At 58.5% G+C, this 14,286-nt stretch carries 15 protein-coding genes and 1 tRNA gene; 7 read left to right on the top strand and 9 right to left on the bottom strand.

What is annotated here, in order from left to right; all coding sequences use genetic code 11:
- Positions 1-364 precede the first annotated feature (364 nt).
- From NF876_RS16575 to NF876_RS16565, 3 genes are all read left to right on the top strand, one after another.
- Positions 365-2,395: a cadherin domain-containing protein gene (locus NF876_RS16575; protein ID WP_262269886.1), complete on the top strand. Its 2,031-nt coding sequence runs from the start codon at positions 365-367 to the stop codon at positions 2,393-2,395.
- Positions 2,396-2,957: 562 nt separating this feature from the next.
- Positions 2,958-3,203: a hypothetical protein gene (locus NF876_RS16570; protein WP_262269885.1), complete on the top strand. Its 246-nt coding sequence runs from the start codon at positions 2,958-2,960 to the stop codon at positions 3,201-3,203.
- A 156-nt stretch (positions 3,204-3,359) separates the two neighbouring features.
- Positions 3,360-3,482, top strand: a complete 123-nt coding sequence (locus NF876_RS16565; RefSeq protein WP_262269884.1) for a hypothetical protein — start codon at positions 3,360-3,362, stop codon at positions 3,480-3,482.
- 347 nt (positions 3,483-3,829) lie between these two features.
- Here the strand turns inward: NF876_RS16565 and NF876_RS16560 are convergent, their stop codons facing one another.
- From NF876_RS16560 to NF876_RS43450, 9 genes are all read right to left on the bottom strand, one after another.
- Positions 3,830-4,231 (bottom strand): hypothetical protein, encoded by a 402-nt coding sequence (locus NF876_RS16560; RefSeq protein WP_262269883.1) that lies wholly within the window; start codon positions 4,229-4,231, stop codon positions 3,830-3,832.
- A gap of 557 nt (positions 4,232-4,788) precedes the next feature.
- Complete coding sequence (locus tag NF876_RS16555; protein ID WP_262269882.1) at positions 4,789-4,977, bottom strand: hypothetical protein; 189 nt, start codon at positions 4,975-4,977, stop codon at positions 4,789-4,791.
- A 216-nt stretch (positions 4,978-5,193) separates the two neighbouring features.
- A complete protein-coding gene (locus tag NF876_RS16550) occupies positions 5,194-5,457 on the bottom strand; it encodes a hypothetical protein (RefSeq protein WP_262269881.1) in 264 nt (87 codons plus the stop codon).
- Positions 5,454-5,669 (bottom strand): hypothetical protein, encoded by a 216-nt coding sequence (locus NF876_RS16545; RefSeq protein WP_262269880.1) that lies wholly within the window; start codon positions 5,667-5,669, stop codon positions 5,454-5,456. The genes NF876_RS16550 and NF876_RS16545 overlap by 4 nt, the downstream gene beginning before the upstream one ends.
- Before the next feature lie 75 nt (positions 5,670-5,744).
- Positions 5,745-5,820: transfer RNA gene (locus NF876_RS16540), tRNA-Ile, on the bottom strand.
- A gap of 50 nt (positions 5,821-5,870) precedes the next feature.
- On the bottom strand, positions 5,871-7,448 hold the full coding sequence (gene ilvA / locus NF876_RS16535) for a threonine ammonia-lyase, biosynthetic (protein ID WP_262269903.1): 1,578 nt from the start codon (positions 7,446-7,448) through the stop codon (positions 5,871-5,873).
- Positions 7,449-7,518: 70 nt separating this feature from the next.
- Positions 7,519-8,742: an LL-diaminopimelate aminotransferase gene (locus NF876_RS16530; RefSeq protein WP_262269879.1), complete on the bottom strand. Its 1,224-nt coding sequence runs from the start codon at positions 8,740-8,742 to the stop codon at positions 7,519-7,521.
- A 154-nt stretch (positions 8,743-8,896) separates the two neighbouring features.
- On the bottom strand, positions 8,897-9,103 hold the full coding sequence (locus NF876_RS43160) for an HU family DNA-binding protein (protein ID WP_315975047.1): 207 nt from the start codon (positions 9,101-9,103) through the stop codon (positions 8,897-8,899).
- A 337-nt stretch (positions 9,104-9,440) separates the two neighbouring features.
- Positions 9,441-9,656 carry a GcrA family cell cycle regulator gene (locus NF876_RS43450; protein ID WP_373696672.1) on the bottom strand — a complete coding sequence of 72 codons (216 nt, stop codon included), beginning with the start codon at positions 9,654-9,656 and terminating at the stop codon, positions 9,441-9,443.
- Between the two features lie 514 nt (positions 9,657-10,170).
- Here NF876_RS43450 and NF876_RS16520 point away from each other — a divergent pair.
- The 4 genes from NF876_RS16520 (at position 10,171) to NF876_RS16505 (ending at position 14,233) form a co-directional block, all read left to right on the top strand.
- The gene (locus NF876_RS16520; protein ID WP_262269902.1) at positions 10,171-10,968 is read left to right on the top strand and encodes an ABC transporter substrate-binding protein; all 798 of its coding nucleotides are present in this window, start codon (positions 10,171-10,173) and stop codon (positions 10,966-10,968) included.
- Between the two features lie 67 nt (positions 10,969-11,035).
- Positions 11,036-11,713: an amino acid ABC transporter permease gene (locus tag NF876_RS16515; RefSeq protein ID WP_262269878.1), complete on the top strand. Its 678-nt coding sequence runs from the start codon at positions 11,036-11,038 to the stop codon at positions 11,711-11,713.
- A 44-nt stretch (positions 11,714-11,757) separates the two neighbouring features.
- On the top strand, positions 11,758-13,032 hold the full coding sequence (locus NF876_RS16510; RefSeq protein ID WP_262269877.1) for a cysteine desulfurase-like protein: 1,275 nt from the start codon (positions 11,758-11,760) through the stop codon (positions 13,030-13,032).
- A gap of 85 nt (positions 13,033-13,117) precedes the next feature.
- Positions 13,118-14,233, top strand: coding sequence for an aminotransferase class V-fold PLP-dependent enzyme (locus NF876_RS16505; RefSeq protein WP_262269876.1), 1,116 nt, complete (start codon positions 13,118-13,120; stop codon positions 14,231-14,233).
- The last annotated feature ends 53 nt before the right edge of the window (positions 14,234-14,286 follow it).

Genomic DNA, 14,286 nt, shown 5'->3' with positions numbered 1-14,286 from the left:
GCCGCCAGCCGCGTCTTCTACGCAAGAGCCCGCGAGATCGAACTGCGCGGCGCTGAGCACGAGAGCCAGCTTATGCAGGTCGATGAGGCGCTCGCGGTCGTCGATAGGATCCTGGGCACCTTGAAGGCCGGCATGGCCAGTGTCCCCGCGCGGATCGCAAAAGACGTTGGGCTCCGACAATGCGGAACCTTTCAGCCAAGCTTCGTTTTAGGCCGTCTCGCACCCGTTCGACATAGATAGTCGCGCCCAATTGACGCAAATGCGATAAACATAGGAAAAAGTGGGCGTAGTTCCACAATCGTTGTGGTATCTGGAAGATAGTCCTGACACCTCTTCCTCAAGGTAGAGTATCGCATTTAGCAGCATGATTCGTGGAAAGCTGCTGGATCATTTGTCAGCACAAAAGTCTGTTGAGCCAAATTCGCCAAACGGGGCAATTATGTCTGCTGGGCCAATCAAGATTGGAGATAGAGTTCAGGTAAACTCCGTGAACTCAAGAAACGACACACAGCAGAGTATTGCCGTCTTGGCTGATGGTGGCTGGATCGTGACTTGGGAAGCTGACAATTTCCAAGGCTTCGTCGGGCGCGGAATTTACCAGCGACGCTATGACAAAGACGGCCACGCTCTTTCTGAACTGGATCAGCGGGTCCACATGGCGACTTCCGGGAACCAGACATCCTCCGACGTGGTGGGTCTAGCCGATGGCGGCTGGATTGTGACATGGGCGGCCTGGAATGGTGATGGGACCGGGTACGACATCTATCAGCAGCACTACACGAAGGATGGCCGAACTGTTTACCTGAACGATATGCTGGTCAACAGAATCACTGCTCAGAACCAGCAAATCCCGAAGGTGGAAGCTACCGCTGATGGCGGGTGGGTAGTGAGTTGGGAGGACTACCACACAGGTGCGAGGAACTTTTACGAGCAACGCTATCTGAGGAGTGGTTCTCCTGCCACTTCCGAACAAGTTGTTATGGAACGAGACTCAAGTTTCTACGATATGCCCGGTGGAGGGCAGCTCAGGCTGTACAAACTCAATAACGCTTCCCACACCGGATGGGATATCTACCTGCAACGCTATGATGACCACGGGAGCCTGATTGATCAGACCCCAGTTAGGGTCAATCAATCGACATCAGGTACGCTCCTGAATGAGCGTATGACCTTCCTGCCGAACGGCGGATGGGTTGTCTCTTGGGATGTTTATGGCGTCGGATCAGACGTCCAAGTTTACCAACAAGCGTTTGACAAGAACGGGCTCTCAATTTTCTCTTCTGATCAGCCCGTCACTTCATATAACGACGGTTCCCAAGGCCGCTTCTCTCAGCTCACCGCTCTTGCGGATGGAAGCTGGGTTGTAACCTGGGTCGGCAAGCAAGAAGGGACCTACAGTGAAGTCTTCCAGCAACGCTTTGAGTTCAACGCAGCACCGAAGGAGGTCACGCTTAGCAGTCATACGATTTCTGAGAACTCGCCGGCTCATACATATATCGGAACCGTGTCAGCCATTGATCCGAATTATGGTGAACACCTCACGTATGAACTGATCAACGATGGTGGTGGTCGGTTTAGGATTTCCGGCGACCAGCTCCAGGTTGCGAATGGCGCTCTACTGGACTTTGAGCAAGCTCAAAGCCACCAGATCAAAGTGCGCGTCAAAGACCAAGCAGGCGCAGAGTTCGACCAGGAATTGACCATTGTGGTTCAGGACGTCGACGACCCGCCGCCGCTGGATCCTGACCCTTCTGTTGTGGCGCCTCCCAATCCCCCCGTGGTCACGCCTCTTAATCCGCCCGTGGTGACGCTTCCTGATCCTCCTGTGGAGACGCCTCAACCCTCAGTAACAGTGACAACGGCGGTGAGCGCCACGCTGCCCGAAGGATCGTACAATCTGGTCGCAGGGGGCAGTGGAAACATCTCGCTCATAGGCAATGCACTCAACAACATCATCGTTGGCAATAAGGGCAAGAACACCATCAACGGCAGCGCGGGCGCCGACCAGGTGAACGGTGGGCTCGGCAACGACAACCTGACGGGCGGCTCTGGTAAAGACGCTTTTGTGTTCTCGACCAAGCTTGGGACGTCTAAGACAGACCGCACGGTCAACTTCGATGCCATCAAGGACTTCTCGGTGAAGGACGACAGCCTCTACCTGGAGAATGCCATCTTTAAAAAGCTGGGTTCCGGCTCGCCGACGAAGTCGAAGCTGCTGTCGAGCAAGTTCTTCGCTCTCGACAAGGCTAAGGACAAGGACGATTACGTCATTTACAACAAGAAGACTGGTGTTCTGTCCTACGATATCGATGGCTCAGGCGCAGGGCAGGCTATCGAGTTCGCCCAACTCAAGAAGGGGCTTGCGATGACCTACAAAGATTTCTTCGTCATCTAAGAACCAGGAGTTTCTCAGCTCAAATGCATCAGTTTCTTGAGCCGCTGAGTCAGCTAACTCACGATAAAGGTTAGCCTTCTGGCATATGGGCCAATCGCTTCAGCACCATCTGCTGTGGCGGGCTAACAATGAGGGTTGTGGGAAATCTGGGTTGGTTCGAAAAAAGCAGTGCGTTGATTGCCGACACTCAGATGTCACGTCTGGATCCACCGCAGTGGCACATAACGCAAAAAGCAGTGACTGGTCCATGATATAGCCCCGTGCCGACCAAGGTGCCAGAGGAAGACGAAATATATATTATTATTCTAGAATATATATAATTCTTGTTTCGCTGCTGGGGTTTAGCTCACTGTTCCGGGATTTGTGCCGGGTGTCCGATGCTCGTGCCAGTTCGACTGTGCCGGTTTTATTATTAGGTACTCCCCGGTGCAATCTTCCGGTACACCCAAGCCAGTAATGCAATCAATACCTTAGAGCCGGAAATGCCAGATATACCACCTGTGCCGCCCTAATGAGGTTCATCGGAAGCCTGAAATTATCACCCCTCAAATGCGTATCCTGAATGTTAGCAGCAAACCAGCGTGGCAATTTTCGAACACCCGTTTCGATGCTCGTCGGCATATGTCATTTTTGGTATTTTGAAGGGACAACGAAAATCGTCCCGATTTTCGGCGTACAACTGGGCGCGATTTTCCAACCACAAGAAAATGGTTTCGATTTTCTCATAGAAAAATCCAGCGCTGCGTGCTGGGGCCCATCAGATGGCCGAGCCGCCCACACCTCAATTTTTCTCGCGGCACTATTATGATCTGGCCATGCTCCTCAACACTAACGAGGGTAAAGCCGCCGCAACTGATTTTGTGCTTCTAGAACATGTATCAAAGCACAAGTTCATTTTCTTTCAGTCAGGCTGGGCAAGCTACGACACCGCGCAACCGGGCACCTTGCAGCTCATGCCAGCCGAGTGCGGATCAAGGATCTACCCGCCGACTATCGCTACATGGCCCCACTGCTGTTCGACGAAGTCCTCGCCCGGATCAGGAAGCTGCAGGATGTCATCAACGCATCGCTGTCCATCAATGGCTAACGCGGGCGCGCCGGAATCATACCGCATTAAGACCAAACCGCGGGATGGCCCCCTTTACCCCACCGGGAAAAGTCTTGAGAAGGTCGCCTCTGACTGTTCATCGGAGGCAATAAAGCGGCATTGCCGTGTCCGGAGATTGGATGGGGTCGTCCAGGTCTGTTGCGATGATGGCTCGGTGATCTCAGGTATAGCTCTCACACTTGGCGGCTGATCCCAGATCAACAGGTTGATGACCAGTTCCATGTTCTGGGTGGAAGATCTGACGCCACGATTGTCCCGGACATAGAGCAGCTTCCCAGGCCGTTGAATTGGCAGGCGGGTCAATCTTGCTGCGGTTTCTGCCAGCCTCACCAAGCGGCGGGATGGAGGCGCCGTTTCCAGCGCTCGCTGCGCGGAAGTTTAGCGGCGGCTTGATGCCTGGTCCGTTTGGCAGGTATCGCTTTCGATGATGTCACGATATCCGAAGCGGCGATCAGGCCACCCGCTTCAGGATTAGGGATCAGCTGTCCCCCGGTTTGTGGTGCCTCCACTGGCTCGGCAATGTCAGAGGGCTTCGTTCGCCGCACCCGTGCGTTCACCTTCCGACTTTCCATGTCCTGGAGCTGAGTTGCCTGGACAAGAGTTGCGTTCTCCTCGGCAGGAGAAATCACGCCGGTCTGAGGCCTAGCCTCTGCAATCGGTGACGCATGGAATGAGCCTTCGCCCGCTTCCCCCTCGGCGGCTGCGTGCAGATCGAGTTCGATCTGCACCCTGCCAGCCTTTGGCCTGGAGGACCGCTTGCGACGCACAGGCTCAACTGGCTCAAGATTGCTGGGAAAAGACTCGACGACGCTCGGCAGAATACGAGGGCCCGCCAGAGGTCCAACGACCGTTGGAGGTTCTGTCTTCTGGATCGAGGCTGAGGGCTCATCCGGCGGCAGGGCGAACAGGCGCCGCGGCGGAAGGTGGTGACGCGGATCTGAAAGGCGGGATTTCTTGATTTCGACAGAAAAAGACTTTTGATGACGCTTCATCTGATCAATGACTTTGGGCTGGAAATCACGTTGACGGATGTGCTGGAACGACGAATGGCAGCAAAGCCTTACCTGACAGTGTCAATCTGACCTCGCTGCAACCTTTGAGCATATCCGGAAATCTATGGCACCTTGCCCGCCCTGGCAAAGAGAAGCGTCCTGTGCGTAGCAGAGGCGCTTCCCTCCCAGGGAAAAGCGGCCCCCCAGCCGTTCCTTCAAGGATGCGACCAATATGTCTGATGTCCAGCGCTTTGGCTGTATCGCAACGAGCACAGGTGCCGAACAATGTGGCCTTAGAGCGCGGCCAGCAGCAGGCTGAGGCCGATCAGGGCGGCAAAGGAAGCGACAAACCGCGCAGCGGCTTGTGTGAATGTCGGGGCATGTGTCGGAGCAAAGACAGGCGCTGCAACCTCTGTCGGCGGCATGATGAAGACCTCGATGAACTCGGCAGGTTCTGGAAAATGGTGGAGGGGGCGATCCAATCGTGTCGCTCGGCGACGCTATGTGTCCGATTTCGGCGCTGATGTCTGTAGCCGGCAGGTCACAGGGCGGGTCTTGATGCTCCTGATCCACCGGCCTTTGAGAGCAGCATTGCCGTTGGCTCAGGATGACGTACATTCAAGCTGTGCGTCATTCCCTTGGCACACTAGCGCCCCGGTTGCGGTTTCAGACAGCGCCTTGGCCGGGGCGCTTCTCTCTCAGTCACCCTGAGACGCGGTGCCTCGGTTGTTGGTCTTCACGGCGGATTGGCCGAGCCAGGTGCACAGCTCCTCCAAGGACGGGAAACTGTGCTCAATTTCCCGGAATGGTGCGGGCCGCTCGGTCTTGGGCAGTTCCTCTAGCAGCTCGGCGGTCCAGGTGTAAGGCTGGCGCAGGCCGCTCCTGACCACGCTGGCCACGATGGTGTCGCCGAGGAGAAGGTCATAGGCGCCAGGCGCCAGCTGGATCAGGCTGTAGGTCATTGCGGGATCCCATCAGAGGCCAACTGGTGATCGATCCACTCACGGGCCTTGGCCAGGACCGTCTCCCGCTCCGGGGCCATCATCAGGGTGGGCTGCCGGTCGGGCCATTCCACGAGAGCCATCCAGTCCAGGCCGCTCGAGCAGAGGCGGATGCGATAGCCCTGATGGTCGACGAGATTGACATCCTGAGAGGGAGAGGGATCGGTCATCATGAGACGGGTCGGTTCGGGTGTGCAGGATTGAGGTCTGTAATGGGCAACACGCCCTTGCTGGGCTGGCTTGATATGTGGTGGGCCTGGAGGGACTTGAACCCCCAACCAGACCGTTATGAGCGGCCGGCTCTAACCATTGAGCTACAGGCCCACACAGGCCGATGATGCCGCATCGGCAGGACTTTGGCTGTATCGTGCGGGTCACAGCAGGCCAGCCGAGGGCGTGTTGTGTCTTATGCCATCACTGCTCAGGAAGCTGCGATAGGCCGGATTGTCGCTCTCGTCCCAGTACGGGTAGCCCAGCTCATCCAGACTGTGTTTAAGCTGCGCCCGCTCTGCGGCTGGAACCTGGATGCCGGCCAGCACCCGTCCGTAGTCAGCGCCATGGTTGCGGTAGTGGAACAGGGAGATGTTCCAGCTGCCGGACAGCCCGTTGAGGAACTTGAGCAGCGCACCGGGCCGCTCCGGGAACTGGAAGCGGAAGACCAGCTCATCCTCAAGGCCAGGGGTGCTCCCGCCGACCATGTAGCGCACATGCAGTTTGGCCATCTCGTTGTCGCTCATGTCGAGCACGGGATAGCCCTGCTCCCGCAGCATGCTGATGATCTGGTGCTTCTCGGGATCACCCTCCGAGAGCTGGACACCGACAAAGATCTGCGCCGCCTGGGGATCCGAATAGCGGTAGTTGAACTCGGTGATCGAGCGCTTGCCGAGCAGCTGAATGAAGCGGCGGTAGCTGCCGGGCTGCTCCGGGATCGTGACCGCCAGCAAGGCCTCGCGGTGCTCGCCGATCTCGGCGCGCTCGGCGATGTGGCGGAGCCGGTCGAAGTTCATGTTGGCGCCGCTGTTGATCGCCACCAGCCCCTGCGGCCGCGCTCCTTCCCGCTCCACATACCGCTTCAGGCCAGCAAGACTGACGGCTCCAGATGGCTCAGCGATGGCGCGCGTGTCCTCGAAGATGTCCTTCACGGCGGCGCAGATTTCGTCCGTGCTGACGGTGATCACCTCGTCGAGCAGTTCGCGGCACAGGCGAAACGTTTCCTCACCCGCTTGGCGCACGGCGACACCATCGGCAAACAGCCCAACCTGGTTCAGGATGATGCGCTCACCGGCGGCAAGGGCGCCGGCCATGCTGGCGGCATCCTCTGGCTCAACCCCGATCACCTTCACCTCGGGGCGCAGGAACTTGGTATAGACGGCAACGCCCGCCGCCAGTCCCCCTCCCCCGATCGGCACGAACACCGCCTCGAGCGGATCGGGATGCTGGCGCAGGATCTCCATGCCGACGGTCCCCTGCCCAGCGATGACATCGGGATCGTCATAGGGGTGAACGAAGGTCAGGCCTTTCTCCGTCTCGAGCTGACGCGCATGGATATAAGCCTCGTCGAAGCTCTCGCCGTGGAGCACCACGCGACCGCCCTGCCCTTTCACCGCCTGCACTTTGATCGCGGGCGTGGTGCGCGGCATCACGATGGTGGCCTTGGCGCCCAATCTCTGAGCCGCGAGAGCAACACCCTGGGCATGGTTGCCGGCCGAGGCGCAGATCACGCCGCGCTCAAGCGCCTCCCGCGGCAGGCCCGCCATTTTGGTGTAGGCTCCACGGAGTTTGAACGAAAATACTGGCTGAAGATCCTCGCGCTTGAGCCGAACAGGGCATTTCAGGCGCTGCGACAGGCGCGGCATGGGATCGAGTGGGCTCTCAATCGCCACATCATAGACCCGAGCTGTCAAGATCTTCCGGATGTAGCCTTGCACGGGAGAAACACCTTCCTGCTTGATCGATGCAGCGCAAGTGCTCCCTTACGCTCCTGGTACGCTCCCGGCAATTCAGGCCATGAGAATGACAAACCTACTGTGCCTGTACCGGTCGGGGCACCACGTTGTGGAGCGTCTGGTCCGCATGGTCGAAGAACTTGCGGATGTTGCGGGCGGCCTGACGGACGCGCTGCTCGTTTTCCACAAGGGCAATGCGCACGTAGTCGTCGCCGTGCTCGCCGAAGCCGATCCCGGGGGCCACCGCCACGTCGGCCTTCTCCACCAGGAGCTTGGAGAATTCCAGGCTGCCTATCGAGCGGAATTTCTCGGGGATCTGCACCCAGGCGAACATGGAAGCGGTAGGCACCGGCACGGGCCAGCCCGCCTTCGCGAAGGACTCGACCATCACGTCCCGGCGGCGCTTGTAGGTCGCGCGCATCTCGCGGATGCAGTCGTCCGGCCCGTTCAGGGCGGCGGTGGCCGCCACCTGCACCGGCGTGAAAGCGCCGTAATCGAGATGGGATTTCACGCGGGCGAGGGCCGCCAGGAGACGCTCATTGCCCACCGCGAAGCCGATGCGCCAGCCGGCCATGGAGAAGGTCTTGGACATGGAGGTGAACTCCACCGCCACGTCGATGGCACCGGGCACCTGCAGGATCGAGGGCGGCGGGTTCGACTCGTCGAAATACACCTCCGAATAGGCGAGGTCCGACAGCAGGATCAGCTCATGCTTCTTCGCGAAGGCCACGAGGTCCCGGTAGAAGTCGAGGGAGGCCACATAGGCGGTCGGGTTCGACGGATAGCAGACCACGAGCGCCACGGGCTTGGGGATCGAGTGGGCGACGGCGCGCTCCGCTGCGACGAAGAATTCGGGGGTCGGCTCGGCCGGAACCGACCGGATCACGCCGCCGGCCATCAGGAAGCCGAAGGCATGGATCGGATAGCTCGGGTTCGGCACCAGAATCACGTCGCCCGGCTCGGTGATGGCCTGGGCCATGTTGGCGAAGCCCTCCTTGGAGCCGAGCGTCGCCACCACCTGGGTGTCGGGATTGAGCTTCACGCCGAAGCGCCGCTCGTAGTACCCGGCTTGGGCGCGGCACAGGCCGCCGATGCCATTGGAGGCGGAGTAGCGGTCGGTGCGCGGCTTGCCGACGGTTTCGACGAGCTTGTCGATGACGTGCTGGGGAGCCTGAAGGTCCGGATTGCCCATCCCGAGGTCGATGATGTCCGCGCCATTGGCCCGAGCGGCGGCCTTGATGCGGTTGACCTGCTCGAAGACGTAGGGCGGAAGGCGCTTGATCCGGTAAAAATCAGACATGGTTTTTCATTCCATTCGCGATCCGGCCGGCACACGAGGCTCCTTCCGGCTCCGCCTTGAGTGGGGCTCGGATGTGCCGCCATTCACACAGATCCGCAGAAGGGGCGAGGAGCTGAAGGTCAGAGACCGGCAGGGCTCGATGGGCACCTCCATATTAGTCTTGATTAGTCTTGGGATTGCGTCCCATCCGCCTGCCCTTCCGGCGCACGCTGAAGATGCCGAAGCCCGACAGCTTCACGCTCTCCCCTGTCACAAGGGTGACGCTCACCTCCTGAAGAACCTGCTCGACCAGACGCGACGACTCTGCCTGTGAGACGCCGACCTTCTCGTAAACCGCCCGGGTGATGGTCTTGCCCGTCATCATAGCTCTCTGGGCTGGTCTGGTGGTCAAGAAAAAGGCCGCTGTCGCCAGCGACCTGAGTTACAGAGGACACTCCCTCTGAAGGGAACGACGCCGCAGGGTAGAGATGCGTCCTGCCGCAACGAAATTTTCAAAGTAGCCAAAAATTTAAAATGAAATTTCCTAAACCGGCCTATGCGCGTAACGCATGATCAACATGCAGGCTAAGTGAACGTGGGGCCAATAGGCTTAAGCTGGCAATGCAGTTGTCTACGGCGATTTCCGCAGGTTCAGGCTGTTCTACCCAGCAGAGACCTCTCTGAGGACTGATCTGCTGAGGAATGGCAGTTCCCAGTTCTTACCCAGGGTGTTTTCCGGCACTGGGTCCGGCCATGGGCGACCGCGTGTAGACCAGCCGCCTGTGCCAAGGACACCAACTGGATCCCTCCTGCGTCTCTCCTCCGCAGAAGAGTGCTTTGGACTGATCGTCCGAGACGATGAAGCGGCATTGCCGCGCCTGGAGTTTGAACAGGGTAGTTCGGGTTTGTGGTGACGGCTCACTGATCTCAGGCATGGCTCAGACATCTGGTACAGGACCAGAGAGCAACACGATGAGGGCTCAGAAGAGTTCCACACCTGCGGGAGCTATCAACAGCTTGATCAATGGCCGATCGGAATACCGTGATCCCCGCATGGCAAGACAGTTGAGGAGCCTTCCTACGGCAACTGAGCGCACAGGCTGATTATGGCAATCGCCGCCGAAGCCGCCGTGGCCGTCAGCCAAAGTTCGATAGCCTGCGGCCGGTGAGAGACAAGTCGCTTCATCATCTGCTTCTAATAGGGCACAAAACCTTGGGCAGCAAGCTGGCAACTCAGGCTTACGTGACCTCAAAGAATCCGCTTGGCGGCGCTGCGAAGCTGTGGGAGCTTTAAGCTTAAAATATCTTTTCACCAGCAAGAGAGAATCCAAGGGTCCAGAGTGATAAGAAAACTTTCAGCTGCCCAGCTGACATAAAATAACATATGAAATGCGTGTCAGAGACGGGGGTGCACCTGCTCTGCAAGCAATAGACAGAGGGATGATCATGATGATTTGTCGGCGTGAAACATTGGGATCTCTGATTGCCGCGCTATTGTTAGCTGCGGCCTCACCGGTTCTGGCTCAGAGTGCTATTGTCGTGGGTGCCTATCCGGCAAACCCCCCATGGGAGTTTAAGACGCCGAGTGGTGCGTTTGAGGGATTCGAGATCGATGTGGCGACCGAAGCGGCCAAGCGGGTCGGGCGCACGGTCGAGTTCCAGGACCTTGGCTTCCAAGCACTCTTTGCAGCAACGGCGTCTGGGCGCATCGACTTCGCTGTGTCGTCGATCTCGGTCAACAATGATCGCCTGAAGAGCCAATCCTTTACCCAGCCATATTATGACAGCGACGGCACAATCTTAGGCCGCGCTGGCTCGGCGGTGTCCAAGCTCGAAGATCTCAAGGGCAAGACGATTGGCGTCGTTTCGGGGACCACAGGCGAGAAGTGGGCCAAGGAGAACGCCCAACGCTACGGCATCGCGGAGATCAAGAGCTATAACGCCCAGCAGGACCTGATGCTTGATGTGCAGAATGGCCGCGTGGAAGGCGGGGCCGGTGAGCTTGCCGGATTCCAGTACGCGATGACCAAAATGCCTGGCTTGAAGTTACTCGTTCGAATCCCCACGGGCGAGCGCTTCGCGATGATGGCGCAGAAGAATTCGAAGCTGCTGCCGGAGATCAACGAGGCGGTGTCTGCCATGAAGAAAGACGGGACACTGGCCAAGATCCACCAGAAATGGTTTGGCGTTCCACCCACGGAAGGGACCAGCACCGTCACACCGATGCCGATTCCAACCGCGCAGTAAAGAAAAATGCGGGGTGTCCAACACACCCCGCTTCCTCGAGAGGTTTGATAAAGTGTGGTGACCCCCAATGGGTCTGATTGAAACATTTTTTAACGGCGAAATTCTCGTCAGCGCCTTTCCGATACTTCTGCGAGGACTGGCTAATACGCTGTTGCTCGGCAGCGTTGCCATTGTGTGCGGCTGCATCTGGGGGTTGTTGCTCTGCCTCCTGCGGCTTTACGCACCTAAACCCATTCGTCTCCTAGCGATTGGATACATTGACATCTTCCGGGCTGCGCCGATTCTGGTGGTGCTGATCCTGTTGTACTATGCGCTCCCGTTCGTTGGGGTCCGCTTGTCATCCTTTGCCTCGGCCGCCATTGCGCTTTCAGCCGTTCTTGGAGCCTTCACGGCTGAAGTTTGCCGGGCGGGCATTGAAAATGTTCCCCGCGGGCAGTTCGAAGCGGCTGCCAGCTTGGGGCTTAACTTTCGCCTTACCATGTGGAAGGTCATCCTCCCGCAGGCGTTGCGGATGGTCGTCCCGCCGCAGACCAGCAACTGTGTCTCGATTTTCAAGGACACGGCCCTGGCGTCCGTTGTGGCAATGCCTGATCTCCTGAAGCAGGCAACGGACGCGCAGGCGATGATGGCGAATCCGACGCCTCTGATCGGGGCCGCAATCATCTATCTGGCGATGCTTTGGCCCATGGTCCGCCTGGTGTCTCACCTTGAGGAGCGAAGCAAGGCACAACGCGCAGCCCGCTAATCCTATGCGACGTGCGTACGGTCCGCAATTCTGGAGAACTGCTGATGCCCTCGGATGCCTATGAGCTTACCGACCGCAAAACATTCCCGGTCGAAGCCATACGGCGCCTTTTTCCGGCTCTCGAACGCAGTCGCGATTTCATCTTTTTTGACAATGCGGCCGGCGCACAGGTGCCTCAAGGTGTTCTGGATGCTGTGTCCCATCACCTCATTGAGAATAACGTGCAAAGAGGCGGCCGCTACCAGAAAAGCCGTTCGGTCGATCAAGCGATAGCGGAGGCGCGGCAAAGCGTTGGCCTTCTGGTCAATGCAGAGGCTCCTGCCGAAATCTCATTCGGCATGAACGCAACATCGTTCATGCGTCTCGTCAGCCTGGGCATCGGTCAAATGCTGCAGGAACGGGACGAGATCATCGTCACTGACCTCGATCACGACGCAAACATCGCCACATGGCTTGCTCTGGAAAGTTCGGGCGCCCGGATCCTCTGGTGGCGGATGCGCGACGACGGCAGACTCCATGTCGATGATTTGGAGCCGTTGCTCTCAAGCAGAACCAGGCTCGTCGCGTGTACAGTGGCCTCCCACTCCATCGGAACCCTGGTCGATGTGGCGGCCGTTGGCGCCCTTGCTCATGCAGCGGGAGCCGAGGTGTTCCTCGATTGCGTTCATTTCGGGCCGCATGGAGTAATCGATGTCCAAGCCTGGAATTGCGATTACTTGGTCTGTTCAGGGTACAAGAATTTCTCACCTCACATGGGATTCATGTGGGGACGCTACGACAGCCTGAGGCGCCTTCCGACGTTCCGGGAGGACTTCATCCCCGACCTGCCGCCGTTCAAGATTGAGGTTGGCACCTTCGTCTACGAGAATGTGGCGGGCATGAATGCTGCCATATCCTATTTGGAGGAGCTTGGCCGTCGCTGCGGCTCCGCGCAGGGCAGCTCGCGGCGCCAGAACATCATAGCGGCGATGGGAGCTATCCGTGACTACGAGGCGCTACTCTCTCGCGCGATGCTGCAGGTTCTCAGAAGGAACGGTGCAACCGTTTACGGCATTGTGGATGAAGATCATGTGTATAGCCGCGTCCCGACATTCTGTTTCAATCGCGACGGGCTCACGCCACAATCAATCGCGGAAGCCATGGCCTGCGCCGACATTGGGATCAGAGATGGACATATGTATGCGCCACGACTTATGGCGAGGTTGGGTCTTGCCATGGACCGTGGCGCCGTAAGAGCCTCTCTGGTTCACTACAATACCGTTGAAGAGATCCACCGTTTCGGGCAGGTATTGGAAGGTCTCGTCGCAGGTGGCCCTTGAGATCTCTTGGACCGCTCCGGGCTCGATAAGCCAGCTTCCTGCCTCGAGAGGCCGGGTACCGGCATTCCACAATGGACGTCATGATATGTCAGGCTATTTCCTTTATCATTCCATCGGTACCTTTCCGGGCAAGAATCGGGCGATGAGCGAGGCTCTGACACACTTCTCCGAGGAGTGGTCGGCGGAGGATGATGGTCAATGGCCGACGGCGCTCGCCATGCGCCAGACCTTTATCGAGCACTGGGAGCGTTGCATCGGCGCGGCGCCAGGGACACTGACGACTGCCGAGAACGTGACTGCGGCCCTTTTCAGCCTTATCGGCTCGCTTCCGCCATCCTATCTCAAAGGTCGCCGCGTTCTCGTGGCCGCTGACTGCTTTCCGAGCCTGCACTTCCTGCTTGCCAAGCTGGCAGAGCGGTTCGGCTTCCAATTGGCTACCGTTCCTCTGCGGCCTGGAGAAGCTTACGTCCGTGACGAGGACTTAATGGCGCACTGGGACAAGAGTGTCGGCTTGGCTCTGCTCACATGGGTGACCTCGACAACCTCGCACCGATGCGATGTAGCAGCGCTCGCTCAGCATGGGCGCGAGATGGGGAGCCTCGTGGGTGTGGACATCACCCAGGGCGTCGGAATCGCTCCCTTCCAGGTGAGCAATGACATAAGCTTCGTCGTGTCCTCCTCCTTGAAGTGGCTCTGCGGCACATCGGGCGCCGGCATCATCCACGTGAACCCGAGCATTCTCCAGCAGTGCGAGCCGGAGTTCCGCGGCTGGTTCAGCCAGGCTAATCCGTTTTCGTGGGGTTTGGATGACTTTGAGTATGCGCCGGACGCGCGCCGATTCGACCATGGCACCCCTGCGATCCTGGCGAGTGTGGCGTCGCTGCCCGGGTTGCAGTTCGTCGAGAGCACTGGGATCGACACGCTCAGGGCCCACAACCTTAAGCTCGTTCGGCGGATCATTGATCACGCCCAAACATCAGAGTTAACGATCATTTCCCCGCTTGATGACGATCGCCGCGGTGGAAGTTTGATGATCCGGATGGGCGACCACGTCGATGTCCGATCCCTCGTGGGCCAACTGCGAGACCGCAACCTCTTTTGCGACGCGCGCGGCCAGATCATAAGGCTCTCCCCGGGGATCGTAACGACCGAGGCAGACGTCGACCTTATCTGTCAAGGTATTCAGGAACTGTCGGTCTGAAGCCGGCCGCTCCCTTGCGCGATGTTACGCCCCACCCCGGTCACCGCTAATGG

This window comes from Microvirga yunnanensis (genome assembly GCF_025460875.1).
The sequence above is the reverse complement of the archived record's forward strand: the minus strand, read 5'-3'. Positions and strand labels throughout refer to the sequence as shown.